Consider the following 23792-nt stretch of genomic DNA (forward strand, 5'->3'; position numbering starts at 1 on the left):
CGATACGATCACCAGGAGATTTCCGTGAATCTGATCCAGACCCTCGAGCAAGAAGAAATTGCTCGCCTGAACAAGACCATTCCCGCGTTCGCCCCCGGCGATACCGTGATCGTCAACGTGAACGTCGTCGAAGGTACCCGCAAGCGCGTGCAGGCCTACGAAGGCGTCGTGATCGCCCGCCGCAACCGCGGCCTGAACTCCAACTTCATCGTCCGCAAGATCTCCAGCGGCGAAGGCGTTGAGCGCACGTTCCAGCTGTACAGCCCGCTGATCGCCTCGATCGAAGTCAAGCGTCGCGGCGATGTCCGCCGCGCCAAGCTGTACTACTTGCGTCAGCGTTCGGGCAAGTCGGCGCGCATCAAGGAAAAGCTGGCCATCAAGTCGGCCGCCTGATCCTCGGCGCAAGCCACGCTCAAAGCCGCTCCAAGGCCCCGCCTGGAGCGGCTTTGTCGTTTCTGGCGTCCAATCGACGCTTCGCCGTCGACCCGCCCGGGTCCGCGGCTTCACCGCCCGTCCGGTCCTCCGGACAAGCCGCCATGTCGACGCCCCCCAGCCGCCCCGCCATCAAGGATCCCCGCGTCGTTCCCGTCTCCGGCACCGATGCCCATCTGCCCGCCGTCCCACGCGAGCGCCTGACCGCCGCCTGGTTGCGCGACCGGTTCCTGCATCCCCCGGCCTCGCTGGAGCCAGAGATCCCCGGCGACGGGGGTGTCTTCCCCGGTCGCGAGGCGACGCAGGCCGCCGTGCTGATCCCGCTGGTGCAGCGCGCCGAAGGCCTGCAAGTGCTGCTGACCCAGCGCACCGCGCACCTGCGTGATCACGCCGGCCAGATCAGCTTTCCCGGTGGACGCGCCGAGCCTGAGGACGGCTCCCCCGAACGCACCGCGCTGCGCGAGGCCGAGGAAGAAATCGGCCTGCACGGCGCCTTCGTCGACCTGATCGGCCAGTTGCCGGTCTACCGCACCGTGACCGCCTACGAGGTCACGCCGGTGGTCGCGCTGGTGCGGCCGGGTTTCGACCTGCGGCTGGACAGTTTCGAGGTGGCGGAGGCCTTCGAGGTACCGCTGGAGTTCCTGATGAACCCCGCCCATCACCACCGCCACGACTTCGAGTACGAGATCGCCGGCGGCTTCGGCCGTCGGCAATTCCTGTCGATGCCGTGGACGGGGCCAGGTCTTGCGGTGTCCAGCGCCGACCCCGACGTGGCGCTGACGGCCGCCACCCCGAAGGAGTTTTTCATCTGGGGCGCGACCGCGGCGATGTTGCGCAACCTCTACCGATTCCTGCGGGCGTGAGCTCGGGCGGGCCGATCCCGCTTCCGAGGGGGTTGCGGGCCGCTATCATCCCGGCCCATGAACTTCTTCGCGGTCTTGCTGGCGCTGGTGTGCGAGCAGCTCAAGCCTCTGCCGCACGGGAATCCGGTCCATCAAGGCATGATCGCCTGGGTGCGCTGGACCGGGCGCAACTTCGACGCGGGACGGTCGCATCACGCGGCCGTCGTGTGGACGATCACCGTCGTCGGTCCGGCGCTGCTGGTCGGCGCGATCTATGCGCTGGTGCGGCCGTACAGCCTGCTGTTGTCGTTGGTGCTGGACGTGCTGGTGCTGTACCTGACGCTGGGTTTCCGCCAGTTCAGCCATTACTTCACCGACATCCGTGACGCGCTGGAGCGTGGCGACGAGCTGGAGGCCCGCCGCCTGCTCGCCGAATGGCGCCACCTGGACGCCAGCGAGCTGCCCCGCACCGAGTTGCTGCGCCATGTGCTGGAGCACTCGCTGCTGGCGGCGCATCGACATGTCTTCGGCGTGTTCTTCTGGTTCGTGCTGCTGTCCACGGTCGGCCTGGGCCCGGCCGGCGCGGTGCTGTACCGCATGGCCGAATTCGCCGGCCGCTACTGGGCCTTCAAGAGCCGCACGCTGGATGCACCGACCAACGAGCGCCTGATGGTGCTGTCGCGCCAGTGCTTCGGCTGGATCGACTACATCCCCGCGCGGCTGACGGCCACCGGCTTCGCCATCGTCGGCAATTTCGAGGAGGCGGTCAGCTCCTGGCGTCGCGACGCCGCGCTCTGGGCGCACAGCAACGAAGGCATCATCCTGGCCGCCGCTGCCGGCGCCGTGGGCGTGCAACTGGGCGGCAGCGCCGCGCCGGGCGTCACGCCGGACCGCAGCAAGACCTTCGATTCGGGCGGCGACATGGACGCCACGCGCGCCGAGGGCTCGACCGCCGGCGCGCCGCCGCAACTGGGCCATCTGCAGAGCGTCGTCGGCCTGGTCTGGCGCTCGGTGGTGCTGTGGATGATGCTGCTGGCGCTGCTGACGCTGGCCAACCTGGTCGGCTGAGACCCGGCACTCAAGCGGCCAACGCCCTCGCGCTTCCCTGACGCTCAGGCGTCCCGCACATCGGCCAGCACCTGCTGGCCGAAGTCGTTTCTGGCCAGGAACTTCAGCACCCGCGCCGCGGTGTCCTCGGCGGTGGCGAGCAGCCCCTCGGCCTTGAACGCGGCGAAGCGATCGCGGTCCGGGAACCTGGAGGCATCTGCGCCGCGCAACTGGACCTGCATGTCGGTGTCGATGATGCCGGGCGCCAGGGACACCACGCGTGCCGCGGGTTCGCCCTTGCCGGCCTTGTGCTCCTCGTCCAGCGCCATCGCACGGCTCAGGTTGTCCATGCCGGCCTTGGCGGCGCAGTAGACGGCGCTGCCGGCCATCGCGCGGCGGCCCAGGCCGGAGGAGATGTTCAGCACCTTGCGGTCCGCCGGCCAGTCGCGCGTGGCGTCCAGGAACGCGGCGGCCAGCAGCAGGGTGGCTTCCAGCCCGACGCGCAGCGCCGCGGACAGCGTCTCCAGCGACTCGCCGTCGATCGGCCCCGGCGCGGTCACGACCCCGGCGTTGTTGATCAGCGTGGCGGTGGCCCATTCGCGCGGCTGCGTGCGCAGCCAGTCGGCCAGGTGCCGTGAGATCGGCAGCGGGTTGGCCAGGTCGGCCTGCCACTGCTGCAGCGGCAGGTCGCGCTCGTGGGCGAAACGCTCCAGCGCGTCGCTGCGCCCGCGGGCGATGCCCACGACCAGATGGCCGGCTTCGAGCGACTGGCGCGCCAACGCCTCGCCCAGGCCGCGCGAACTGCCGGTGACGATGGTCAGGGACCGGGGGTGCGAGGGAGAGGTCGCTTCGGACGAGGTCATGGCAGGCTCCTTGAATCTCGGGAGATCGCGCGGGTCAGAACCCGGGCGGCGAATGTAGCGCCAGCGCCGGCAGGTCCGGCAGGCCTGGCAGCGCCGGCAGGCGCAGGTCGCGCGCGTGCAGCAGCAATCGGGGCGCCCGCGCGACGACGTCGGGCGGCGCATACAACGCGTCGCCCAGGATGGGATGACCGATGGCCAGCAGGTGCACACGCAACTGGTGGGTGCGGCCGGTGACGGGCTCCAGCTCGATGCGCGTCGTGCCGGCGGCCGGGTCGCGGCGCAGCACGCGCACGCGGGTCAGGCTGGGCTTGCCGTGCTCGGGGTCGACCTTCTGACGCGGGCGGTCGGGCCAGTCGGCGATCAGCGGCAGGTCGATCTCGAAGGCGTCGCGGTCGATCAGGCCGTGCACGACCGCCTCGTAGCGCTTGTCCACGAGGCGCGCGGCGAAGGCTGCGCTGAGCGCGCGCTGCATTGCCTCGCCACGGGCGAAGACGATCAGGCCCGACGTCGCCTGGTCGAGCCGGTGCACGATCAGCGCGTCGGGACAACGAGCCAGCAGGCGGGTCCAGGCGCAGTCCTGCTTGTCCTCCCCGCGGCCGGGCACGGCCAGCAGCCCGGCAGGTTTATCGACGACGATCCGGCCCGCGTCGACATGCCGCACGTCGATCGGCAGCGGGGACGCCGCGGGCAGCCGCGCGGTCGGCGCGGCAGGCTGCGCCGGGTCAAGCGCGGCAGGCGGGACGGACGCCGCGACGCCGGACGGAGGCGGCGGAGACGATGGGGGAGCGGACCGGGACACGGCGTCGGACATGCGGCGCATTGTCGCGGCGCTCGTATCATCCGCCGCCATGCTGCGCACACTTGCCGTCGCCAACTATCGATCGCTGCGCCAGTTGCGGTTGCCGCTCGATCGCCTGACGCTGATCACCGGCCCCAACGGCAGCGGCAAATCCAGCCTTTATCGCGCGCTGCGGCTGCTGGCGGACGCCGCGCAGAACCGCGTGCTGCCGGCGCTGGCGCTGGAGGGCGGCCTGGATTCGACGCTCTGGGCGGGCCCCGAGGAGATCACCCGCGCGATGCGCGCCGGCGAGGTGCCCGTCACCTCCACCGTCCGCAAGGAGCCGATCAACCTCAAGCTGGGCATCGCCGGCGACGACTTCGGCTACTCGCTGGAGCTGGGGTTGCCGCAGATGGGCGGCTCGATGTTCGCGCGGGACCCGCAGATCAAGCGGGAGGCGCTGTGGGCGGGGCCGGTGTATCGGCCGGCGTCGGCCCTGGTCGAGCGGCGCAACGGCGCGCTGCAGGTGCGCGACGGGCGCGAGTGGGCGCTGGTCGACGCGCCGCTGGCGAGCTTCGACAGCATGCTCGCCCAGTACGCCGATCCGGCGCTGGCGCCCGAGATGATCACGATGCGCGAGCGGCTGCGCGGCTGGCGTTTCTACGACAGCCTGCGCACCGATCTGGAAGCCCCGGCGCGGCGCGCGCGCGTGGGCACTTTCACGCCGGTGCTGGCCGGCGACGGCGCGGATCTGGCGGCGGCCTGGCAGACCATCGTCGAGATCGGCGATGGCGACACGCTGGACCGCTGCCTGCAGGATGCCTTCCCGGGCGCCGCGGTGACGATCGGGCGCGATGCCGGGGGCTTCCGCCTGTCCATGCGGCAGCCGGGGCTGCTGCGGGCGCTCGACGCCGCCGAGCTCAGCGACGGCACGCTGCGCTACCTCATGTTGCTGGCCGCGTTGCTGAGCCCGCGTCCGCCGGAGCTGCTCGCGCTCAACGAGCCCGAGAACAGCCTGCATCCGGACCTGTTGCCGGCGCTCGGCCGCCTGATCGCCACGGCGAGCCGGCACAGCCAGTTGATCGTCGTTTCGCACGCCCGGCGCTTGATCTCGACGCTGGAGGAGCAGGACGAATGCCGCGGCTGGCAGCTGGAGAAGGACCTCGGCGAGACGCGCCTGCGCGACCTGATGCTGGAGGACACGCCGCCCTGGCACTGGCCGTCGCGTTGACGCGACCGGGCTCGGAGCCCGCGGCCTCAGAACTGGTGGATCCAGCCCGATTGCAGCGCGGACTGGGGATTCGAGCCCGCCGCGCGCACGGCCTCGACGGCGTCCTCGGCGGACACGCCCAACGCCTTCAGCACGCAGGCCGCCATGGTGCCGGTGCGGCCCATGCCGGCGGCGCAGTGCAGCAGCGTGCGGTCGCCCATGCGCAGCCCCTGCGCGATCTGCTCCACGCCTTGCCGGAAGGCCGCCGCGTCGGCGGCCAGCCCGTAGTCCCGCATCGGCACGTGCATCCATCGGAACGGCAGCCGGCCCTGCGCGATCGCCTTGTGATACGTCGGCGACAGCGCCTCCACCTCGTCCAGCGGATTGAGGCAGACCACCAGGTTCAACTGCTGCAGCCGGGCTTCGTCGAGGAAGAACGGCCAGGGCTCGCGGCGGCCGGGCATCGACTGCAACCACAGCCGGCCGGACACCGTGTCGGGAAGGGCGAGGGATCGGAAAGCCATGGCGCGATTGTCGGGTCTCCCTCACGCAGGCATTGTTAATAAACAAAATGTTTATTAATTGAGGCCGAAGCGCGATCATGGCGCCACGGGCAGACGAGCGCATCGGATGCCGACGGAATGACGGACGGACAACACAGACAAGCAAGCGGAAGGAGCTCGCCATGATCAAGATCCAGGGACTCGACCACCTCGTGCTGCGTGTGCGGGATCTGCAGGCCTCGTTGCATTTCTACCTGGACGTGCTCGGCTGCACGCTGGAGCGGCGCCAGGACGCCATCGGCCTGGTGCAGTTGCGGGCCGGCGCCCAGTTGATCGACCTGGTGCCGCTGGACGGCAAGCTGGGCAGCGCCGGCGGCGCGGGGCCCGGCAAGGAGGGCCGCAACGTCGATCACTTCTGCCTGCGCGTGGAGTCGCTCGACGAGCCGGCCTTGCGGCGCTGGTTGACCGCGCGCGGCGTCACCGTCGATGCCTACGGCTCGCGTTACGGCGCGCAGGGCAACGGGCCGTCGCTGTACCTCTTCGATCCCGACGGCAACGCGCTCGAGCTGAAGGGACCGCCCTGGCCGGTCGGGTTGCACGAGGCGCTGGACGAGTCGGTGAAGTTCGGGCCGATGTACGGCACCGACGCGATGCCGCTGTTCAATCATCTGCCGATGGCGCTCGGTGCGCTGGCCCGACTGGGCGCGCCGCGCGAGGCGATGCGGCGCCACCTCGACCACTGGGCGCCGCTGTCGCGCCCGGCGACCGACGGCGATGCGCCGCCGCCCGCGATCGACGACGCGCTGCGCGGCGTGTTCGATTCGCCCGAGAGCCAGGCGTTCCACGTCGCGATCCGGCTGGCCTACGCGCTGCAGTCGGGCCATCAGGCCGAGATCGATGCCGCGCTGCGGACGACGGTCGGCATGGAGCGCCCGCTCGGCGCGCCGTCCCCGTCGGGACCGGGCGGCGTCGACCTGCGCGGCGCGATCGACGCGGTGCGCGCCGACGCGGGCCTGGCGATGGCGCCGATGCCGGGCACGCTGATCACCGCGCGCATGCTCAAGGCGGCGGCGCTGCCGGGCTTCGCGGCGCAGGTCGAGCGGCCGCGGCTCACGCTCGACGGCCTGGCCGAGGCCTCGCTGGCGGTCTACCTGGCCACCCATGACTTCACCGCGCTGCATCTGGTCACCGGCACCCATGCGATGCGGGTGCTGCTGGAGGCGGCGGCGTCGCGCGCGCTGGCGGTCGACGAGGGGCAGGTCTTGCGCAACGTCTGGCGTGCGTGGCTGGGCGCCTACGTGGCCATGGGCCGACCCGCGCCGGCCTGGGCGCTGGTGCATGCCGGCGATGCGTCCGAGGACGACTGGACGCGCGAGCTGCCGTCGCTGCACGAGACGCTCAACGACCACCGCGTCAAGCTCGCCGACGCCGCGCGCGAGGAGTGGCGCCACCGCCGCTGGCCCGGCTATGCCTTGTGCCTGCGCCGTGCCGGAGCCGCACAATGAGCGCCGTGCTGTCCGCGTCTTCTTCTCCCGTCCCGCCGCCGAGCGCGCCGCTGCGTCATCCCCACCTGGTGCTCTGGGCCGTCTGCGCGCTCGCGCTGATGAGCACCGCCGGCGTCGCGCTGCCGTATCCCATCCTGGCGCCGATCTTCGTCGGCGGGCCGGTCGACGGCTTCACCCATTTCGCCGGCCTGCGGCCCGAGCTGCTGATGGGGCTGGCGCTGGCGGTCAATCCGGCGGGCATCCTGATGGGCAGCCTGGTGATCGGGCCGATGTCGGACCGCTACGGCCGGCGCCGGGTGCTCGTCATCACGATGACGGCGACGTTGGTCGGCTACGGGTTGAGCGCCTTCGCGCTGGCTTCGCGCGACTATCCGCTGTTCGTGCTGTCGCGTTTCGCGACCGGGCTGACCGAAGGCAACGTCGCCGTCGTGCGGGCGCTGCTGGCCGACTGGCACCCGCAGCTGGAGCGCACGCGCAGCTTCGCGTGGCTCAACGCGAGCCTGTACATCGGCTGGCTGGTCGGGCCGCTGCTGGGCGGCCTGACGCTGCCTTGGGGCGAGGCGGTGCCTTTCCTGGTCGCGGCGGCGGTGCTGGTGCCGTGTTTCGCGCTGCTGGCCTTCGGCCTGCCGGACGACCGGCCGACGGTGCCACCGACCGGCAGCATGCTGACGGCGATGCGCGGCCAGCAATCGCTGGGGCTGATCGTCCAGGATCCGGTGCTGCGGCATCTGGCGCTGCTGCAACTGGCCTACACGATGGGGGTGAACGCGCTGTACGAGTTCGCGCCGCTGTGGATGCTGCAGCAGGCAGGGCTGGACAGCCGCGGCATCGCGCTGGTGACGGCGGTGCAGTGCGCGGCGATGACGGCGGCCAGCGTCGTCGCGGCGCGCATCGGCTCGGGCCCGACGCCGCTGCATCGCGCCGCGCGCTTCGCCGTCGTCGCCGCGATCGGGCTGCTGGCGCTGAGCCTGGCACCGTCCTGGGCCGGGTTGGCGTTGATCCCGTTGCTGGGCGTGCCGCTGTCGTTCTACAACGCGTTGATGCCGGCCTGGATGTCCGAGCGCTTCGCGGCGCACGGGCAAGGGCGCGTGATGGGGCTGCTGACGACGGTCTTCTGCCTGTCCAACACCTTGATCGCGCTGGTCGGCGGGGCGCTGGGCATGCTGTCGGCGCGCTGGATCATGCTGCTGGGCGGCACCACCTGCCTGCTCGCCGCCATTGGGTTCATCCGCTTCGCGAGGCGCCATTCATGAGTCTGGGCAACGAGGATCGCCTGCTGTTCGAGCTCAAGAGCCGCGGCCCGCAACCGGCCGCCGCGCTGGCCGCCGCGATGGCCATCACGCCGATGGGCGCGCACAAGCTGCTCGCGCGCCTGGCGGAGCAGGGATTGGTGGAAGCTGAGGACGAGGACCGCGATCCGCTCGCCGATCGCGCCGATGACCGAGCCGACGGACGGCCGGCGGGGCGTGGGGACGCGGCCCGCGGCACCGACGCGCCGCGCGTCGGTCGCCCGCGCAAGTTGTGGGCGCTGACGGCCGCCGGTCATGGGCGATTTCCGGATCGTCATGCCGACCTCACCGTGCAACTGATCCAGCAGGCGAGGGCGGTCTTCGGCGAGGCGGGCCTCGATCAACTGATCGGCGCGCGCGAGCGGGACAGCGAGCAACGCTACCGCGCCGCGCTGTCGCGCTGCCGCACGACCGGCGACGCGGTCCGCGAGCTGGCCCGGCTGCGCGCCGAGGAGGGCTACATGGCGCGCGCCGAGCGTGCCGGCCGGGACTGGCTGCTGATCGAGGATCACTGCCCGATCTGTGCCGCGGCGCAAAGCTGCCAGGGCTTCTGCCGTTCCGAGCTGGCGCTCTTCCAGCGCTGCCTGGGGCCGGGTCTTGCCGTCGAGCGCACCGAGCACCTGCTCGCCGGCGCGCGGCGCTGCGCCTACCGGATCCGGTCGGTGAAGGACGAAGGCGCCGCCGCGGATTGAGGCGTCAGGACACGATGTAGGCCGCCGCGCCGGTGGCGAGCAGCCGGCCCTGCTCGTCGGTGAAGGCCATCCGCGTGTTGGCGACCCGGCTGCCGAGCCGCAGCACTTCCGCCTCGCAGCGGAACAGCGCGCCGATCGCCGGCCGTAGGTAGTCCACCCGCAGATCGATGGTGCCGAGCTTGCCGAAGCGCAGCAGGCGCTGCGCCGGCGGCTCGTCCATGTGGCGCGCGCCGATCGCGGTCATCACCGCCAGGCCGCCCATCGCATCGAGCGCCGCGCTGATCACGCCGCCGTGCAGCCGGTTGTGGGCGTAGTGGCCGATCAGCTCCGGCCGCATGCGCACGTGGGCGCGTGCCGACTCGTGGGCCAGCGCGTCGACCTTCAGGCCCAGGAGCTGATTGAAGCTGATCAGTTGCTCGAAGATCTCGCAGAGCTTGCTGGTGAATTCGGGCTCGAAGGGGCTTTGCACATCGGTCATGCGGACGACCATAACGCAAGGCCGGCGCGGGCGGCTCAGCAGCCGCCCTGAGACGCCCTGACGCGCAGGCGACAGCGCGCGGCCCACGGCGCTTCGGCACAATGCGCGCCATGAGCGAGACGACTTCCTCCCCGACATCCGAGACCGCGGCGACCGATGGCGCCGCGACGGTCCGCCCCGACGGCTTCCTTCGCGTCTGCGCCGCGCTGCGTGAGCGCGGCCACGCGCATGAGCCGCGCTGGCTGGAGGTCTCCGCGCGCAGCTCGCAGGAGGCGGCCGACGCGCTGGGCGTGGCGCTGGGCCAGATCGCCAAGAGCGTCGTGTTCCGCCGCAAGGCCGACGACGCCGCGGTGCTGGTGATCGCCTCCGGCGACAAGCGCGTCGACGAGCGCAAGCTGGAGGTCCACACCGGCAAGCTGGGTCGCGCCGACGCCGACTACGTGAAGGCGCGCACCGGGTTCTCGATCGGCGGCGTGTCGCCGCTGGGTTTCGCGCCGGATCATGCGGCGGAAGGCGGCGGCGAGGCGCCGCGGCTGTTCATCGACCGCGAGCTGTTCCGCTTCGACGCGATCTGGGCCGCGGCGGGGCATCCGAACGGGGTGTTCCTGATGTCGCCGCAGCAGCTCGTGGCGCTGACCGGCGCGCCGGTGATCGAGGTGATGCAGTCGTGACCGAAACACCCCGCGCATCGCCCGTGGCCTTCCCGGTGTCTTCGCCCTCGTCTTCGACCGTGCCATCAAGCGCGCCATCGACCCCGCCGTCCACCATGACATCGCCCATGACATCGCCCCTGGCATCGGCCGCGACGTCGACCGCGCCGCCGCCCGTCGCGGGCGACGTGCGGCGCACGCCGGAAGGCCGTGTCGCGTCGCCCTGCATCAACATCTGCAAGATGCATGAGCCGACGGCACTGTGCCGCGGCTGTGCCCGCACGATCCCGGAGATCGCCAGCTGGAGCAAGGCCGACGACGCCGAGCGCATCCGCATCCTCGCCTTGCTGCCGGAGCGTCGCGCGCTGCTGCGCGCCCACGGCGCCCTGGAGACGGAGCCGCGACCATGACCACGATCGACTTCTACTTCGACCCGATCTCGCCCTACGCCGCGCTGGCCTTCGAGCGGCTGCCCGAGGCGCTGGCCGGGCGCAGCGTGGCGGTGCGATACGTGCCGATCCTGTTCGGCGCGATGCTGAAGTCGCTCGACCACAAGGGGCCTGCGGAGATCCCCGGCAAGCGTGACTGGACCTACCGCCAGGTGCTGTGGCTGGGGCATCGGCTGGGCATTCCGCTGGACCTGCCGGCGGCCCATCCGTTCAATCCCTTGGGCCTGCTGCGCCTGCTGTGGGCCACCGCCGAAGCCGGCCAGACGCCCAACCGCCATGCGGTCGAGCGGGTGCTGCGCCATGTCTGGCGCGGTGGCGAGGACGGCGCCGATCCGGCGCGCCTGCGGGCGTTGACGGCGGACCTCGCGCCCACGCGCGATCCCGCGTCGGACGCGGTCAAGAACGCCCTGCGCGAGGCCACCGATGCCGCGATCGCGCGCGGCGTCTTCGGCGTGCCGACGATGGCCGTCGACGACAAGCTCTTCTGGGGCCTGGACGCGATGGACATGCTCACCGCCTACCTCGACGGCGAGGCGTGGTTCGACGGTCCGGGATGGACCGACGCCGCCCAGCTCCCGACGGGTGTCACCCGATCCACTCGATAGGGACATACCCTCTGCTGCGCCGCACAGTCCCTGAAATTCCGCATCGAGAAATCAAACGCGAGGGTTGCGCCGGAGTTTGTCAGTCTTCGGCAAGCAAGTCGTCAGAAACGGGTCAGAGGGCACTCCGATAGTCCCGCACAAGAGTCATCGGTCGATGATTCTGGGGAACCCGAGGAGACAAACCCATGGCAACTGCAAGCGCAGTGACCACCAATACGCCGATGACGGCCGAGGAGAAGAAGGTCATCTTCGCCTCGTCGCTGGGAACGGTGTTCGAGTGGTACGACTTCTATCTGTACGGCTCGCTGGCCGCGATCATCGGCAAGCAGTTTTTCACCGGCCTGGACCCGACGGCGCAGTTCATCGCGTCGCTGATGGCCTTCGCGGCGGGCTTCATCGTGCGTCCGTTCGGCGCGCTGGTGTTCGGCCGCCTGGGCGACATGATCGGCCGGAAGTACACCTTCCTGGTGACGATCCTGATCATGGGCTTGTCGACCTTCATCGTCGGCGTGCTGCCGACGTACGACACGATCGGACCGGCCGCGGCCGTGATCCTGGTCGGTCTGCGCCTGCTGCAAGGCCTGGCGCTGGGCGGTGAGTACGGCGGTGCCGCGACCTATGTCGCCGAGCATGCGCCGCACGGCAAGCGTGGCGCGTACACCTCGTGGATCCAGACCACGGCGACGCTGGGCCTGTTCCTGTCGTTGATCGTGATCCTGGGCACCCGCACCGCGCTGGGCGAGACGACCTTCGCCGCCTGGGGCTGGCGCATTCCGTTCCTCGTGTCGATCCTGCTGCTGGCCATCAGCGTCTGGATCCGACTGTCGATGAACGAATCGCCCGCCTTCCAGAAGATGAAGTCGGAAGGCAAGACCTCCAAGGCGCCGCTGTCCGAATCCTTCGGCCAGTGGAAGAACCTGAAGGTCGTGCTGCTGGCGCTGTTCGGCCTGGTGGCCGGCCAGGGCGTGGTCTGGTACACGGGCCAGTTCTACTCGCTGTTCTTCCTGCAGAGCGTGCTGAAGGTCGACCCCGCGGCGGCCAACATCATGGTCGCGGTGGCCCTGCTGATCGGCACGCCGTTCTTCGTCGTGTTCGGCACGCTGTCCGACAAGATCGGCCGCAAGCCGATCATCATGGCCGGCCTGCTGCTGGCGTGCCTGACCTATTTCCCGCTGTTCAAGGCGCTGACCAGCGCCGCGAACCCTGATCTGGCGCGTGCTCAGGCGACGGCCCAGATCACGCTGGAGACGGACCCGGCGCAGTGCTCCTTCCAGGGCAGCCCGGTGGCGCGCGACGTGGACTTCACCACGCCTTGCGACATCGCCAAGCGCGCGCTGGCCCAGGCGGCCGCCAACTACGAGACCGTGAACGGCGCCGCCGGCACGGGCATCGTGAAGGTGGGCGACAAGGTCATCACCGCGCCGACCGCCACGCTGACCGCTGGCGGCCACAAGTTCGACGAGGACAGCGCGAAGAAGATCGCCGCGTTCAAGAAGGATCTGGCCGACGCGATGAAGGCGGCGGGCTATCCGCCCAAGGCGGATCCGGCGAAGGTCAACACGCCGCTGGTGATCGCGATCCTGGCCGTGCTGGTGCTGTACGTGACGATGGTCTACGGGCCGATCGCCGCGATGCTGGTGGAGCTCTTCCCGACGCGCATCCGCTACACGTCGATGAGCCTGCCGTATCACATCGGCAACGGCTGGTTTGGCGGTCTGCTGCCGTCGATCAGCTTCGCGATGGTCGCGCAGAACGGCAACATCTATCACGGTCTCTGGTACCCGATCGGCATTGCCGCGATCACCCTGGTGATCGGCCTGCTGTTCGTCCGCGAGACCAAGGACGTGGACATCTACGCCCGCGACTGAGCGCGCGACGCGACGCAACCCAAAAGGCGGCTTCGGCCGCCTTTTTCGTTGCCGCGCGCATGAGTACCGCAAGGATCGGGCCGAGCCGGGTCCGTCGCCGACGCCGAGCGCACGCGCAGCGTGCATCAACCACTGACTGGGCGCCGTCTGTCTGAGGGTAGCGATCCGGAGGAGAGCGGCCCGAGTTGGTCGCCCTGGCGAGCGCGGCGGCGGCGGCCCCGGCTCGGCCCGATCCGTGCTCGGTCTGACCGAACGCGGGTCGCCCGATCCGCGATTGATCCCACCGAGCGCGGGTCGTCTGATCCGCGCGCGGTCCGACCGAACGCGGGTTCTCGCAAGACGGGCTCCTGCTCTCAGGCTGCTGTCAGCAACCCCGCGAAGAATCGCCATTGCACTGCAATGCAATGCACCGCAGTCGACGACATCAGATCAATCGAGCAACCGGAGTCAGCAACGCCATGTGGAAACTTGTCCTTGGATTCATCGTCTTCGCCGCGCTGGCGCTGTTCGTGCTGATGCGCAGTGGCGGCAACATTGATCTGACGGGGGAGAAGCACGACGTGACCGGCGGCCACACCGAGCAGGCCGCGAGCGAGGCTGCGACGGCGGCGTTGACGGCTGCCTCGGCGGCGATCCCCATGGATGCGGCGTCCGCGTCGGCCGCGGCTTCCGGCGCCTCGCAGTAAGCGACCAGCCACCAGCGATCAACGATCGGCGTCTCGACCCGGATCCGCTCCCGCGCGGGTCCGCGCGCGAGGATCAAGCGGCCCGGTCCTCGCCGGAGCCGCGCAGCGGCGCGTCGACCGGCAACCGCATCACCATCCGCGTGCCTTCCCCAGGCTGCGACACGACCTCGATCTGGCCTCCCAGCACATTGGTCACGATGTTGTGGACGATGTGCATGCCCAGACCGGAGCCGCCCTTGCCGAGCTTGGTCGTGAAGAACGGATCGAAGATCCGCCGCACCACGGACGCATCCATGCCACGCCCGTCGTCTTCGACGGTGAGTTCCACCTGTGATGCATCCAGGCGCTGGCAACTGACCTGGACCTGCCCGCCCTCGCGGCCCTCGAACGCATGCACCAGCGCGTTCATCAGCAAGTTGGTCAATACCTGCCCGAGCGCGCCCGGATAGCTGCTCATGCGCAGGTCGGGGTTCAGGTCGGTGATCACGCGGAACGGCGTGTGCTTGAAGCTGGGCTCGACCATCACCAGCACGTCCTCGACGACCTGCGCCAGATCGAAGTCGCGTCGCGTGTCGCTGGTCTGGTCGATGGCGACCTGCTTGAAGTCCTTCACCAGGTCGGCGGCCTTCTGCACGTTGCGATGCAGGATGTCCTGCCCGCGGCGCGTGTCCTTGACGAGGTCCTCGAGCTGGCTGCGCCGCATCGGCGTGTTGTCCGTGAGCATGCGGTCGAGCTTGCCCCAGCGGTCCTCCAGCGCCGACACCACCGTCAGCGCGTTGCCCAGCGGCGTGTTCAGCTCATGCGCGACGCCCGCCACCAACCGGCCCAGCGAGGCGAGCTTTTCCGATTCGACCAGCTCGCGCTGCGCGGTCTTCAGGTTGGCCATCGCCTGCGTCAGCTCGGCATTGGCCTCGGTCAACTGCACGGTGCGCTGCGCCACCTGCTCCTCCAGCGTGGTGGCATGGCCGCGCAGGTCCTCGAAGGCCTTCAGCAGCGCCTGCCGCATCCGCTCCATCGCCTTGCCAACGCGGGCGATCTCATCCTCCCCGCCGAGCTCCAGCGGCTTGTCCAGATGGCCGGAGGCCAGCTCGTCCGCCGCCTCCGACAGCTTGGCCATCGGCCGCAGCACGCGGCGCTGCATCACCACCAGGATCAGCCCCATCGACACCGTCAGCGTCAGCAGGCTGCGCCAGAGCGCGCTCCACAGGTCGGCGCGCTTGCGCGCCATCAGCGGCTCGGCGCTCATGACGATGGTGAGCTTGGCGATCTCGCGGCCGTCGCGCATCACGGGGCGCGTCTCGGTGAGCGTCATCGCGTCGTCGGCGCTGCCGCGGTGGAACTCGACGAAGGCCTGCTGCGCCGAGTTCTCGGTCACCACGACGGACACGAAGCGCGGATCGTCCACCTGCGCCTTGACCATCGGCTCGGCCAGATCGGGGGACACCTGCCAGATCGGCTCGGCCAGCGACAGCGCCAGCACCTCCGCCACACGCGACAGGTCGCGGCGCAGATCGTCCATCACCACGCGGCGGCTGAGCTGTTGCTCGTACAGCAGCACGCCGGCCGTGGGCAGTGCCAGGCCCACCAGCAACGCAAGGATCACGGCGTTGCGCAATGAAGTCTTCATCAGGGCCACGATCACTGTTCCTGTCCAAGGCTCGGAGTGCGGCAGATTATGCGGGCGGCGTCGCCGCGCCGCTCACGCCGTTCATGCCGAGAAATGCTCGTCCGACGCCAGCACCGTGACCCGATTGCGCCCTTGCGCCCGTGACGCCTTCAGTGCCTGATCGGCGCGGGCGATGAAGTCGCGCGCGGTCTCGCCCTGGCCCAACTGGGTCACGCCCACGGACAGGCTCATGCGCCGCTCGGCGTCGGCCTGCAGTTGCGCCACGCCGTGCCGGAGCTGCTCGGCCAGCGTGTAGGCCTCGTGAAGCCCGGCGCCGGGGATCAGCAGCGCGAATTCGTTCTCCTCGATGCGGGCGGCGACATGGTGGCTTTGCGCGATGCTGCGCACCGTGTTGGCGACCTGCTGCAGCGCGTCGTTGAGCCGGGTTTCGGTGAGCTGCCGCTGCAGCCCGGTGAAGTCGTCGATGTCGCCGATCAGCAGGCAGGGCGCCAGCGGCGTGCCGGCGTCGGGGCTCTGCAGGCAGGCGGCCAGCGCCTGGTCGAAGCCGCGTCGGTTGCTCAGGCCGGTGAGCGGGTCCAGCAGCGCCTCGCTGCGGGCGCGGTGCACCTCCTGGCGCAGGGAGGCGACTTCCTGGCGGCTCAGCTCCAGCCGCGTCATCAGGCTGCCGACGGCATTGCGCATGTCCACCGTGCCCTGCAGCGCGGCGGCCAGCACCTGCACGTGCTGGCCCGGCGCGGCCTCGCGCAGCGAGCGCTCCCAGCCCTGCAGCGCGCGCGCGTACTGCTGCACCTGGTTGCCGGCCTGGTCGGTGCAGTCGGACACGCCGCGCAGCACGTCGCCGACGTCCTGCGCCAGCGTGACGGCCATCTGCTCGTCGAGCTCGGCGATGTGCTTGCGGTAGAGCGCCCAGGTCTGCGGCTCGTCCAGCGTGCGGCCGTCCTGGGTCAAGGTCATCAACTCGCGGCTGAGCGCGCCGTTCATCGCCGTCACGTGCTCGTACCAGACGGCATACGTGACCGGATGCAGCGCGGCGCGCTGTCTGGACATCAGGGGCAGGGCGGTGCGCAGCGCTTGGGCGCTGGCGGCGATGCTTTCGGTGTACCTCATCGGCAGGGTCCCTCACAGGTCCGGAACCTGTCGCGCCCGTCGGCGCCCGGCTCCTTGTCGTTTCCTATCCCTTGCCCGCCTTCGCGGCCGGGCGACCTGTCATCGGCGGCCGGGGTCGGGTCTTGAGGGCCGACCGCGTGCTTTCGCGTGGTGGCGCGCATGTCGAGGCCGCCCGCGTCGACTATTCACGCGGGAAGGGACAGGGCAAGGGACAGGGCGGGGACAGCGTCAACGGCGGTGCGGGGCCTCATCCGGCCAACCGGTCGGCGAGCGGATGGGTGGGTGGATCGGCGAGCGGATCAGCGGCCGCACGGTGCGAAGCGCGGCGTGCGGCAGGCAATCCAGCATTGCCCCTTCGCGAATGCGTGGCCGGCCTGGATTCCTAGAATCGGCTGCCATGAGCAGTTCCTCCCCGGCGTCCCGGGCGCCCTCCCCCGACGTGGCCGGCCGCGTGCCGCTGAGCGGGCTGCTGCTGGCGGTGGGCGGCGCGATCGGGTTCTCCGGCAAGGCGATCATCGTCAAGCTGGCCTACCGACACGGCGTCGACGCGATCACGCTGCTGATGCTGCGCATGCTGCTGGCGCTGCCGCTGTTCCTGGCGCTGGCGTGGTGGGCCGGGCGCGGCAAGCCGCCGCTGTCGGGCCGCGAGCGGCTGGCCGTGCTGGGGCTGGGCTTCAGCGGCTACTACCTGGCCAGCTTTCTCGACTTCGCCGGCCTGGCCTACGTCAGCGCGAGCTTCGAGCGGCTGATCCTGTACCTCAACCCGACCATCGTGCTGCTGCTGTCGTGGGCGATGTTCGGCCGCCGCGTCACGGGGCGCCAGGCGCTCGCGCTGGGCGTCAGCTACGCCGGGGTGCTGCTGGTCTTCGGCCACGAGCTCAGCGTGCAGGGCGCCAACGTCTGGCTGGGCGGCGCGCTCGTCTTCGGCAGCGCGGTGGCTTATGCGCTGTACCTGGTCTACAGCGGCGAATGGGTGAAGCGCCTTGGCGCGATGCGCCTGACGGGGCTGGCGACCACGGTGGCTTGCGGCCTGTGCATCGCGCAGTTCCTGCTGACGCGGCCGGTCTCCGGGCTGATGGACCTGGCGCCGGCGGTATGGTGGCTGTCGGTGCTGAACGCGACGGCGTGCACCTTCGCGCCGGTGCTGATGGTCATGATGGCGATCGAGCGCATGGGCGCCGGCGTGGCGGCGCAGACCGGCATGGTCGGCCCCATGTCCACGATACTGATGGGTGTGCTGATCCTGGACGAGCCGCTCTCGCCGTGGGTGATCGGCGGGACGGTGCTGGTGCTGGGCGGCGTGTGGCTGCTGGCCCGGCAGCGGCGCTGAGCGCGGCGCTCGGCGGGCAGGCGACAAGACATCGAAGGAGATCGACATGGATCTGGGACTGGAGGGCCGCTGGGCCCTGGTATGCGCGGCCTCCAAGGGCCTGGGCGCCGGCTGCGCCGAGGCGCTGGTGGGCGAGGGCGTCAACGTGGTCATCACCGCGCGCGGCGAGGAGGCGCTGCAGGCGCAGGCCGCGCGGTTGCGGGCGCTGAACCCGCGCGCGCAGGTGGTCGCCGTGGCCGGCGACATCACGACCGAGGCCGGCCGCGCCGCGGCGCTGGCCGCCGCGCCGCAGGTGGACATCCTCGTCAACAACGCCGGCGGTCCGCCGCCCGGCGACTTCCGCGACTGGGAGCGCGAGCAGTGGCTCGCCGCCATCGACGCCAACATGCTCACGCCCATCGCGTTGATCAAGGCCACCGTCGACGCGATGGCGCGGCGCGGCTTCGGCCGCATCGTCAACATCACCTCGGGCGCGGTGAAGGCGCCCATCGACGTGCTGGGACTGTCCAACGGCGCGCGCTCGGGCCTGACCGGCTTCGTCGCGGGCATCGCCCGCCAGGCGCAGATCGCCGGTCGCAACGTGACGATCAACAACCTGCTGCCCGGCGCCTTCGACACCGAACGCCTGCAGAAAACCATGGCGGCCGGCGCGCAGAAGTCCGGCCAGGCGGTCGATCAGGTGCGCGCCAAGCGCATGACCGCCATCCCGGCGCAGCGCTTCGGCAGCGCGGCCGAGTTCGGCGCCATCTGCGCCATGATGTGCAGTGCCCACGCCGGCTACCTGACCGGGCAAAACATCCTGCTGGACGGCGGGTCCTATCCCGGGACCTTCTGAGCTCACGCGCGCGGGTGCCCGGGCCGGGAGGCTCGCGGGCAGGGGCGGATAGCAAAGTCTTGTCATCGACCCACTCTCATAGGTGGGTCGATGCCATTCGGATGGTCTGAATCACTATCGAACTCATCGTCGACGAGGCGAAGAATGGTTGCTGTCCCCACAACGCCACCCGCGAAGGATTGCCGCCATGGGCCCGGCCCGGATCGAGATCGTCGAGCAGGTCGATTGCATCGAACGCATCGAACGCTTCGAGCGCATTGAACGCGTCGAGCGCGTTCAGCGTGTCGCGCGCCCGGTCCGTCCTGCCCGTCCCGATCGGTCGATCGACGACGAGCCGGTGATCGACGTGCCGTCCCGCGAGATCCCCGACCAGGCCGTCACGACCGCGGCGCCGCGTGGCATCGTCCTCAACGGGGTATGGCTGCCGCTGGTCTGACCGGCGATGGCCGCGGCGGCGCGACGGTGGTGACATCGCCGTGGTACCGCGATGGCGGTGGCGATACCGGGGCGACGTTCAGCGTCTTCCCGACGACACCAGGATGCCCGCCGCGATCAGCAGGAAGGCGGCGCCGTGGAACCACGTCGGCCATTCGCCGAGCAGCGCCGCGGACATCAGCGCCGCGAAGACCGGCGTGAGGTTGCCGAAGAAGGCGGCCAGCGTCGGGCCCGCCCGCGCGACGCCCAATCCCCAGCAGCGGTAGGCGATCAGCGACGGTCCCACCGCCACGTAGACCAGTGCCAGACCCAGCGGCCAACCCCACCGCACCGGCGGCACGCCGGCGAGCTGCTCCAGCCCCGCCGAAGCCCATCCGAACGTCAGCCCGAACAGCATCTGCGCCATCAGCAGCGCGGCCCAGTCCCAGTCCGGGCGCTGGCCGCCCTGCATGTGGGCCGGCGGGCGCGCCAGCAGCCAGCTATAGAAGGCCCAGCTCAGCACCGCGAGCAGCATCAGCAGGTCGCCCTGGACGAACTGCACCTGCGCCAGCCGCTCCAGGTGGCCGCGCGAGATCACCAGCGCCACGCCGCCCAGCGACAGCAGCGCGCCCAGCAGTTGCCGGCGCGTCGGCCAGACGCGATAGAGCAGGGCGCCGATGGCCAGCATCCACACCGGCAGGCTGGCGGCGATCAGCGTCACGTTGAGCGCGGTGGAGCTGTGCAGCGCCTGGTACTGCAGCGCGTTGTAGCAGCCCATGCCCAGCAGCCCGGTCAGCGCGAAGTAGCCCCAACGGCTCCGCAGCGGGGTCAGGTCTTGCAGCAACGCGCGCGCCAGTGGCACCAGCAACGCGAAGGCCAGCGTCCAGCGCATCGCGTTGAGCAACAGCGGCGGCACCAGCGCGCTCACCGAGCGACCCACCACCGCGTTGCCGGCCCACAGCAGCGGGGGCAGCGTCAGCATCAGGGCCAGGCGTGGGGACAGCGTCATGGGGCGATGCGCGCGCGGCGATGCGCGTCGGACGGGAGGCTGGCACGATAGCGGGATTCGCGGCGTCAGGGGATGTCGCGGGTGACACCCCCACGTGAGGAGAACCCTGATGAGCGACAGAGCTGTGCGCATCTCGCAACCCGGCGGCCCGGAGGCGATGCGGATCGAGGCGGTGGACGTCGGCGATCCCGGCCCTGGCGAGATCCGCATCCGCCACGTCGCCGTGGGCCTGAACTACATCGACATCTATCACCGCAGCGGCGTCTATCCGCTGCCGATGCCGGCGGGCCTGGGCATGGAGGGCGCGGGCATCGTCGAGGCGGTGGGCGACGGCGTCGCGCACCTGAAGGTCGGCGACCGCGCCGCCTATGCCAGCCAGCCGATCGGCGCCTATGCCAGCGCCCGCGTGATGCCGGCGCGCTGCGTCGTGCCGCTGCCGGACTTCCTCAGCTTCGAGCAGGGCGCCGCGATGATGCTCAAGGGCATGACGGTGCAGTACCTGTTGCGCCGCACGCTGCCGCAGGCCGGCCTGCAGCCCGGCGATCACGTGCTGTTCCACGCCGCGGCGGGCGGCGTCGGCCTGATCGCCTGCCAGTGGGCGAAGGCGCTCGGCCTGCGGCTGATCGGCACGGCGGGCAGCGACGCGAAGTGCCGCCTGGCGCTCGACCACGGCGCGGACGTGGCGATCAACTACGCGACCGAGAACGTCGCCGATCGCGTCAAGGAGATCACCGGCGGGCAGGGCGTGAAGGTGGTGTACGACTCGGTCGGCGCCTCGACCTGGGAGGGCTCGCTGGCGAGCCTGCGGCCGTTCGGGCTGATGGTCAGCTTCGGCAACGCGTCCGGCGTGGTGGCACCGGTGCCGCTGAGCGCGCTGTCGGCCAAGGGGCTTTACCTGACGCGGCCGTCGCTGTTCGTGCACCTGACGTCGCAGGAGGCCACGCGCGAGATCGCCGGGGACCTGTTCAAGATCGTCGAGAGCGGGGCGGTGAAGATCGAGGTCGAGCAGCGTTATCCGTTCGACGAGGTCCAGCGGGCCCATCGCGAGATGGAGGCCCGCACGACCACCGGCTCAGGCGTGCTGCTGGTTTGAGCCGCCGGATGAGGCGATCGGCGCGGCGTCCAGGTCGGCGGCCACGGTCTCGGCATCCAGCAGGGGATCGTTGCTGGCCGGGTCCGCCTCGTTGATCGCATGGGGCGCCGGGCTCACGCGGCGCGGCACTTCCGGCAACTCGTCCAGGCCGGCGGGGACGGTGTCCTCGCCGCCGTCCAAGGCGCCCACGGTGGTTTCCTCGACCTCCACGTCGACCGTCTCGGTCCGCACCACCTCGTCCAGCACGACCGGCTGCGACAGCCGGACCTCGAAGCTGAAGCAGGAGCCCGAGCCGGGCTGGCTCTCCACGCGTACCTCGCCGCCCATCAGCTCGACCAGGCGCTTGACGATGGTCAGGCCCAGGCCGGTGCCGCCGTAGCGGCGCGTGATGCTGCCGTCGGCCTGCGTGAAGGGGCTGAAGATCTGCGCGATCTGGTCGCGCGTCATGCCGATACCGGTGTCGTGCACCGCGATGCGCAGGCGCAGTGGGCCGCCTTGCGGAGCGTCGTCATCGTCGCCGCCCTCGTCGACGCGTTCCAGGTCGACGCGGACCTCGCCCTTCTCGGTGAACTTCAGCGCGTTGCCCACCAGGTTCACCAGGATCTGGCGCAGGCGCAGCGCGTCGCCCAGCAGGTGCTGCGGCACGCCGGGCTGCACGCGCGCGTGCAGCAGCAGGCCTTTCTCGTGCGCCTGCAGCAGCAGCGGGTGCAGGGCCTCGCGCAGGCAGTCGTGCAGGCTGAAGGGGGCCTGGTCGATGATGACGCGGCCGGCCTCGATCTTGGCGATGTCCAGCAGGTCGTTGATGATCACCATCAGGCCCTTGGCCGAGCTGTGGGCCAGCTCGATGAACTTGCGCTGGCGCTCGTTGAGCTCGGTCTGCAGCACCAGCTCGGTCAGGCCCAGCACGCCGTTCATCGGGGTGCGGATCTCGTGGCTCATGTTGGCCAGGAAGGAGCTCTTGGCCTGGCTGGCGGCCTCGGCGGCCTCGCGCGCGGCTTCGAGCTGCGCCTGCGTGGCCTTGAAGTCGCCGATGTCGCGGGCGTTGAGCTGCAGGACCACCTCGCCGCTGACGGGGTCCCGCATCGGGCGCGCGTCGATGGCGTGCCAGCGGCGGCCGTTGGCGGTGTTGAGCTCCAGCTCGGCGCCGAAGGTCTGGCCGCCGCGCACCTGCGCGATGATGCGGCGCGCCAGTTCGGGCTCGGGGAAGATCGCGCTGAAGTCTGTCGCGCCGATGGTCTTGCGCAGGCCGCTGAAGCACATCGCCGCGGCCGGGTTGCGCATCAGCGTGCTGCCGTCGCGCAGCGAGAACACGGCGATGCGCACGGAGGTGTGCTGCAGCGCCTCGACGCCGCGCAGCAGGCTCTTGTCGACGCCGCTGACCAGCGAGTCGGCCGCGAACAGCATCACCTGCCGCTTGTCGGGGGTACGGATGCCGCGCGAGACCAGCATCACCGTCGTCGGCTGGCCCTTGGGGTAGACGGTCCACTGCTCGCGGACCAGCTTGCCGTGGGTGTGGTCGGCGGCCGCGACGGCCAGGCGCTCGGCCACCGAGGGGCTCATGTCGCTGAGGTCGCGGGAGAGGAATTCCTCGGCGCTGTCCGCGCGCCAGAAGCTCAGCGCGGCGGCGTTGGCCCAGAGGTTGCGCTGACGCTCCTGGTCGTAGACCCACATGGGCACATCGAGCCAGTCGTAGTGGGTCAGGCAGGAGAAGTCGAGCATGGAGGGCCGCGCCGCGTGGTTACGTTCTGTCGCAGCGGATTGTCGCCGCCGGGCGTGACCTGTCCATCGTGGGCTATGCCTATTCCGTCACGTCCGCCCCGCAGGCGTGGCGGGCGAAGCGAGGCGCGTCGGCCACCGGGCCGCCGGGTGGTCGGGCGCCCTGGACATGGCGCGGCGTGTCGCGGGACGCGCCGCGCCGGGCACGCTCAGCCGCGCTTGACGCGGCGCAGCTCGTCCCAGATCAGCAGGACGGCGCCGACGGTGATGGCGCTGTCGGCGATGTTGAAGGAGGGGTAATACCAGCCGGCCCAGTGCAGCTGGATGAAGTCGACCACGTAGCCGTGCAGCAGCCGGTCGACGACGTTGCCGACGGCTCCGCCCAGGATCAGGCTGAGCGCCCACGCGAATTGCTTCTGGTGGCCGTGGCGGCGCAGCAGCCACACGATGAAGACCGTCGCCGCGGCGCCCAGCGCGACGAAGAACCAGCGCTGCCAGCCCGACGCGCCGGCCAGGAAGCTGAAGGCCGCGCCCGTGTTGTGGACCCGCACCAGGTTGAAGAACGGGAAGACGTAATGGCTGTCCCCGTACTGGAACGAATGCAGGATCAGGACCTTGGTGAACTGGTCGGCCAGGATCACCAGCAAGGCGATCGCCAGCCATTGGATCAGGCGGTTGTGGGACGGGGCGGAGGACTTGGTGGCCATGGATGCAGCAGACGGCGCGGCGGTGCGCGGACCCGGAAGGCGCGCCCTGGGAGCGCG

Annotated in this window: 25 protein-coding genes and 1 pseudogene; 17 read left to right on the forward strand and 9 right to left on the reverse strand. The window is 70.5% G+C overall.

From position 1 onward, the window contains the following. Positions 1–24 precede the first annotated feature (24 nt). From rplS to CDN99_RS14890, 3 genes are all read left to right on the forward strand, one after another. The gene (gene rplS, locus CDN99_RS14880; RefSeq protein ID WP_088385647.1) at positions 25–393 is read left to right on the forward strand and encodes a 50S ribosomal protein L19; all 369 of its coding nucleotides are present in this window, start codon (positions 25–27) and stop codon (positions 391–393) included. A 143-nt stretch (positions 394–536) separates the two neighbouring features. After that, entirely contained in the window at positions 537–1295 is a 759-nt protein-coding gene (locus CDN99_RS14885; protein ID WP_088385648.1) for an NUDIX hydrolase, read from the forward strand. A gap of 57 nt (positions 1296–1352) precedes the next feature. After that, complete coding sequence (locus CDN99_RS14890) at positions 1353–2342, forward strand: CobD/CbiB family protein (protein ID WP_088385649.1); 990 nt, start codon at positions 1353–1355, stop codon at positions 2340–2342. Between the two features lie 44 nt (positions 2343–2386). On the opposite strand, the gene CDN99_RS14895 is transcribed toward CDN99_RS14890, so the two are convergent. After that, positions 2387–3184 (reverse strand): SDR family NAD(P)-dependent oxidoreductase, encoded by a 798-nt coding sequence (locus CDN99_RS14895; RefSeq protein WP_088385650.1) that lies wholly within the window; start codon positions 3182–3184, stop codon positions 2387–2389. 34 nt (positions 3185–3218) lie between these two features. Beyond that, on the reverse strand, positions 3219–3995 hold the full coding sequence (locus tag CDN99_RS14900; RefSeq protein WP_193531721.1) for an RluA family pseudouridine synthase: 777 nt from the start codon (positions 3993–3995) through the stop codon (positions 3219–3221). A 37-nt stretch (positions 3996–4032) separates the two neighbouring features. Between CDN99_RS14900 and CDN99_RS14905 the strand changes: the two genes are divergently transcribed. Next, positions 4033–5193 (forward strand): AAA family ATPase, encoded by a 1161-nt coding sequence (locus CDN99_RS14905; protein ID WP_088385858.1) that lies wholly within the window; start codon positions 4033–4035, stop codon positions 5191–5193. Positions 5194–5219: 26 nt separating this feature from the next. On the opposite strand, the gene CDN99_RS14910 is transcribed toward CDN99_RS14905, so the two are convergent. After that, complete coding sequence (locus tag CDN99_RS14910) at positions 5220–5696, reverse strand: protein-tyrosine phosphatase family protein (RefSeq protein WP_088385651.1); 477 nt, start codon at positions 5694–5696, stop codon at positions 5220–5222. A 161-nt stretch (positions 5697–5857) separates the two neighbouring features. Here CDN99_RS14910 and CDN99_RS29300 point away from each other — a divergent pair. The 4 genes and pseudogenes from CDN99_RS29300 to CDN99_RS14925 form a co-directional block, all read left to right on the forward strand. After that, positions 5858–6256: pseudogene (locus CDN99_RS29300) on the forward strand (VOC family protein); the annotation flags it as partial. 474 nt (positions 6257–6730) lie between these two features. Next, a complete protein-coding gene (locus CDN99_RS29305) occupies positions 6731–7180 on the forward strand; it encodes a questin oxidase family protein (RefSeq protein WP_238139551.1) in 450 nt (149 codons plus the stop codon). Then, positions 7177–8433 (forward strand): MFS transporter, encoded by a 1257-nt coding sequence (locus tag CDN99_RS14920; protein WP_088385653.1) that lies wholly within the window; start codon positions 7177–7179, stop codon positions 8431–8433. Before CDN99_RS29305 ends, CDN99_RS14920 begins: the two co-directional genes overlap by 4 nt. Further along, entirely contained in the window at positions 8430–9161 is a 732-nt protein-coding gene (locus CDN99_RS14925; protein ID WP_088385654.1) for a helix-turn-helix transcriptional regulator, read from the forward strand. Before CDN99_RS14920 ends, CDN99_RS14925 begins: the two co-directional genes overlap by 4 nt. 4 nt (positions 9162–9165) lie before the next feature. Here CDN99_RS14925 and CDN99_RS14930 read toward each other — a convergent pair whose 3' ends face one another. Next, entirely contained in the window at positions 9166–9639 is a 474-nt protein-coding gene (locus tag CDN99_RS14930; protein ID WP_202820277.1) for a thioesterase family protein, read from the reverse strand. 110 nt (positions 9640–9749) lie between these two features. Here CDN99_RS14930 and CDN99_RS14935 point away from each other — a divergent pair, with 110 nt between their 5' ends. From CDN99_RS14935 to CDN99_RS14955, 5 genes are all read left to right on the forward strand, one after another. Beyond that, positions 9750–10310: a YbaK/EbsC family protein gene (locus CDN99_RS14935; RefSeq protein WP_088385656.1), complete on the forward strand. Its 561-nt coding sequence runs from the start codon at positions 9750–9752 to the stop codon at positions 10308–10310. Positions 10311–10417: 107 nt separating this feature from the next. Continuing rightward, entirely contained in the window at positions 10418–10699 is a 282-nt protein-coding gene (locus tag CDN99_RS14940; protein WP_088385657.1) for a DUF1289 domain-containing protein, read from the forward strand. Then, positions 10696–11343: a 2-hydroxychromene-2-carboxylate isomerase gene (locus tag CDN99_RS14945; protein ID WP_088385658.1), complete on the forward strand. Its 648-nt coding sequence runs from the start codon at positions 10696–10698 to the stop codon at positions 11341–11343. Before CDN99_RS14940 ends, CDN99_RS14945 begins: the two co-directional genes overlap by 4 nt. A gap of 185 nt (positions 11344–11528) precedes the next feature. Beyond that, positions 11529–13211 (forward strand): MFS transporter, encoded by a 1683-nt coding sequence (locus CDN99_RS14950; protein ID WP_202820278.1) that lies wholly within the window; start codon positions 11529–11531, stop codon positions 13209–13211. A gap of 458 nt (positions 13212–13669) precedes the next feature. Beyond that, positions 13670–13897: a hypothetical protein gene (locus CDN99_RS14955; protein ID WP_088385660.1), complete on the forward strand. Its 228-nt coding sequence runs from the start codon at positions 13670–13672 to the stop codon at positions 13895–13897. Positions 13898–13970: 73 nt separating this feature from the next. Here the strand turns inward: CDN99_RS14955 and CDN99_RS14960 are convergent, their stop codons facing one another. Both CDN99_RS14960 and CDN99_RS14965 read right to left on the reverse strand, forming a co-directional pair. Next, positions 13971–15524, reverse strand: a complete 1554-nt coding sequence (locus CDN99_RS14960) for a sensor histidine kinase (protein ID WP_141100793.1) — start codon at positions 15522–15524, stop codon at positions 13971–13973. A gap of 81 nt (positions 15525–15605) precedes the next feature. Next, on the reverse strand, positions 15606–16631 hold the full coding sequence (locus CDN99_RS14965; protein WP_088385662.1) for a GGDEF domain-containing protein: 1026 nt from the start codon (positions 16629–16631) through the stop codon (positions 15606–15608). A gap of 397 nt (positions 16632–17028) precedes the next feature. Between CDN99_RS14965 and CDN99_RS14970 the strand changes: the two genes are divergently transcribed. From CDN99_RS14970 to CDN99_RS14980, 3 genes are all read left to right on the forward strand, one after another. Next, positions 17029–17961 carry a DMT family transporter gene (locus tag CDN99_RS14970; RefSeq protein ID WP_193531722.1) on the forward strand — a complete coding sequence of 311 codons (933 nt, stop codon included), beginning with the start codon at positions 17029–17031 and terminating at the stop codon, positions 17959–17961. 46 nt (positions 17962–18007) lie between these two features. Then, a complete protein-coding gene (locus CDN99_RS14975) occupies positions 18008–18796 on the forward strand; it encodes an SDR family NAD(P)-dependent oxidoreductase (RefSeq protein WP_088385664.1) in 789 nt (262 codons plus the stop codon). 187 nt (positions 18797–18983) lie between these two features. Next, complete coding sequence (locus tag CDN99_RS14980) at positions 18984–19232, forward strand: hypothetical protein (protein ID WP_088385665.1); 249 nt, start codon at positions 18984–18986, stop codon at positions 19230–19232. 78 nt (positions 19233–19310) lie between these two features. Here CDN99_RS14980 and CDN99_RS14985 read toward each other — a convergent pair whose 3' ends face one another. Then, positions 19311–20219, reverse strand: coding sequence for a DMT family transporter (locus CDN99_RS14985; RefSeq protein ID WP_088385666.1), 909 nt, complete (start codon positions 20217–20219; stop codon positions 19311–19313). Between the two features lie 109 nt (positions 20220–20328). On the opposite strand from CDN99_RS14985, the gene CDN99_RS14990 reads away from it, so the two are divergent. Then, positions 20329–21312, forward strand: a complete 984-nt coding sequence (locus CDN99_RS14990; protein ID WP_088385667.1) for a quinone oxidoreductase family protein — start codon at positions 20329–20331, stop codon at positions 21310–21312. On the opposite strand, the gene CDN99_RS14995 is transcribed toward CDN99_RS14990, so the two are convergent. Continuing rightward, positions 21292–23031 (reverse strand): hybrid sensor histidine kinase/response regulator, encoded by a 1740-nt coding sequence (locus CDN99_RS14995; RefSeq protein ID WP_088385668.1) that lies wholly within the window; start codon positions 23029–23031, stop codon positions 21292–21294. The genes CDN99_RS14990 and CDN99_RS14995 overlap by 21 nt on opposite strands. Before the next feature lie 206 nt (positions 23032–23237). Beyond that, entirely contained in the window at positions 23238–23735 is a 498-nt protein-coding gene (gene lspA, locus CDN99_RS15000; protein WP_088385669.1) for a signal peptidase II, read from the reverse strand. Positions 23736–23792: the final 57 nt, after the last annotated feature.

The organism is Roseateles aquatilis (assembly GCF_002205645.1).
GTDB classification, from domain to species: Bacteria; Pseudomonadota; Gammaproteobacteria; order Burkholderiales; family Burkholderiaceae_C; genus Roseateles; species Roseateles aquatilis.

Coding starts and splice junctions, on each gene's coding strand:
- CDN99_RS14895 (WP_088385650.1), bottom strand. CDS start 3,184: ATGACCTCGTCCGAAGCGACCTCTCCCTCGCACCCCCGGTCCCTGACC.
- CDN99_RS14905 (WP_088385858.1), top strand. CDS start 4,033: ATGCTGCGCACACTTGCCGTCGCCAACTATCGATCGCTGCGCCAGTTG.
- CDN99_RS14945 (WP_088385658.1), top strand. CDS start 10,696: ATGACCACGATCGACTTCTACTTCGACCCGATCTCGCCCTACGCCGCG.
- CDN99_RS14950 (WP_202820278.1), top strand. CDS start 11,529: ATGGCAACTGCAAGCGCAGTGACCACCAATACGCCGATGACGGCCGAG.
- CDN99_RS14955 (WP_088385660.1), top strand. CDS start 13,670: ATGTGGAAACTTGTCCTTGGATTCATCGTCTTCGCCGCGCTGGCGCTG.
- lspA (WP_088385669.1), bottom strand. CDS start 23,735: ATGGCCACCAAGTCCTCCGCCCCGTCCCACAACCGCCTGATCCAATGG.
- CDN99_RS14980 (WP_088385665.1), top strand. CDS start 18,984: ATGGGCCCGGCCCGGATCGAGATCGTCGAGCAGGTCGATTGCATCGAA.
- CDN99_RS14910 (WP_088385651.1), bottom strand. CDS start 5,696: ATGGCTTTCCGATCCCTCGCCCTTCCCGACACGGTGTCCGGCCGGCTG.
- CDN99_RS14935 (WP_088385656.1), top strand. CDS start 9,750: ATGAGCGAGACGACTTCCTCCCCGACATCCGAGACCGCGGCGACCGAT.
- CDN99_RS14965 (WP_088385662.1), bottom strand. CDS start 16,631: ATGAGGTACACCGAAAGCATCGCCGCCAGCGCCCAAGCGCTGCGCACC.
- CDN99_RS14995 (WP_088385668.1), bottom strand. CDS start 23,031: ATGCTCGACTTCTCCTGCCTGACCCACTACGACTGGCTCGATGTGCCC.
- CDN99_RS14970 (WP_193531722.1), top strand. CDS start 17,029: ATGAGCAGTTCCTCCCCGGCGTCCCGGGCGCCCTCCCCCGACGTGGCC.
- CDN99_RS14940 (WP_088385657.1), top strand. CDS start 10,418: ATGACATCGCCCCTGGCATCGGCCGCGACGTCGACCGCGCCGCCGCCC.
- CDN99_RS14890 (WP_088385649.1), top strand. CDS start 1,353: ATGAACTTCTTCGCGGTCTTGCTGGCGCTGGTGTGCGAGCAGCTCAAG.
- CDN99_RS14990 (WP_088385667.1), top strand. CDS start 20,329: ATGAGCGACAGAGCTGTGCGCATCTCGCAACCCGGCGGCCCGGAGGCG.
- CDN99_RS14985 (WP_088385666.1), bottom strand. CDS start 20,219: ATGACGCTGTCCCCACGCCTGGCCCTGATGCTGACGCTGCCCCCGCTG.
- CDN99_RS14885 (WP_088385648.1), top strand. CDS start 537: ATGTCGACGCCCCCCAGCCGCCCCGCCATCAAGGATCCCCGCGTCGTT.
- CDN99_RS14900 (WP_193531721.1), bottom strand. CDS start 3,995: ATGTCCGACGCCGTGTCCCGGTCCGCTCCCCCATCGTCTCCGCCGCCT.
- CDN99_RS14920 (WP_088385653.1), top strand. CDS start 7,177: ATGAGCGCCGTGCTGTCCGCGTCTTCTTCTCCCGTCCCGCCGCCGAGC.
- CDN99_RS14925 (WP_088385654.1), top strand. CDS start 8,430: ATGAGTCTGGGCAACGAGGATCGCCTGCTGTTCGAGCTCAAGAGCCGC.
- CDN99_RS29305 (WP_238139551.1), top strand. CDS start 6,731: ATGCTCAAGGCGGCGGCGCTGCCGGGCTTCGCGGCGCAGGTCGAGCGG.
- CDN99_RS14975 (WP_088385664.1), top strand. CDS start 18,008: ATGGATCTGGGACTGGAGGGCCGCTGGGCCCTGGTATGCGCGGCCTCC.
- CDN99_RS14960 (WP_141100793.1), bottom strand. CDS start 15,524: ATGAAGACTTCATTGCGCAACGCCGTGATCCTTGCGTTGCTGGTGGGC.
- CDN99_RS14930 (WP_202820277.1), bottom strand. CDS start 9,639: ATGACCGATGTGCAAAGCCCCTTCGAGCCCGAATTCACCAGCAAGCTC.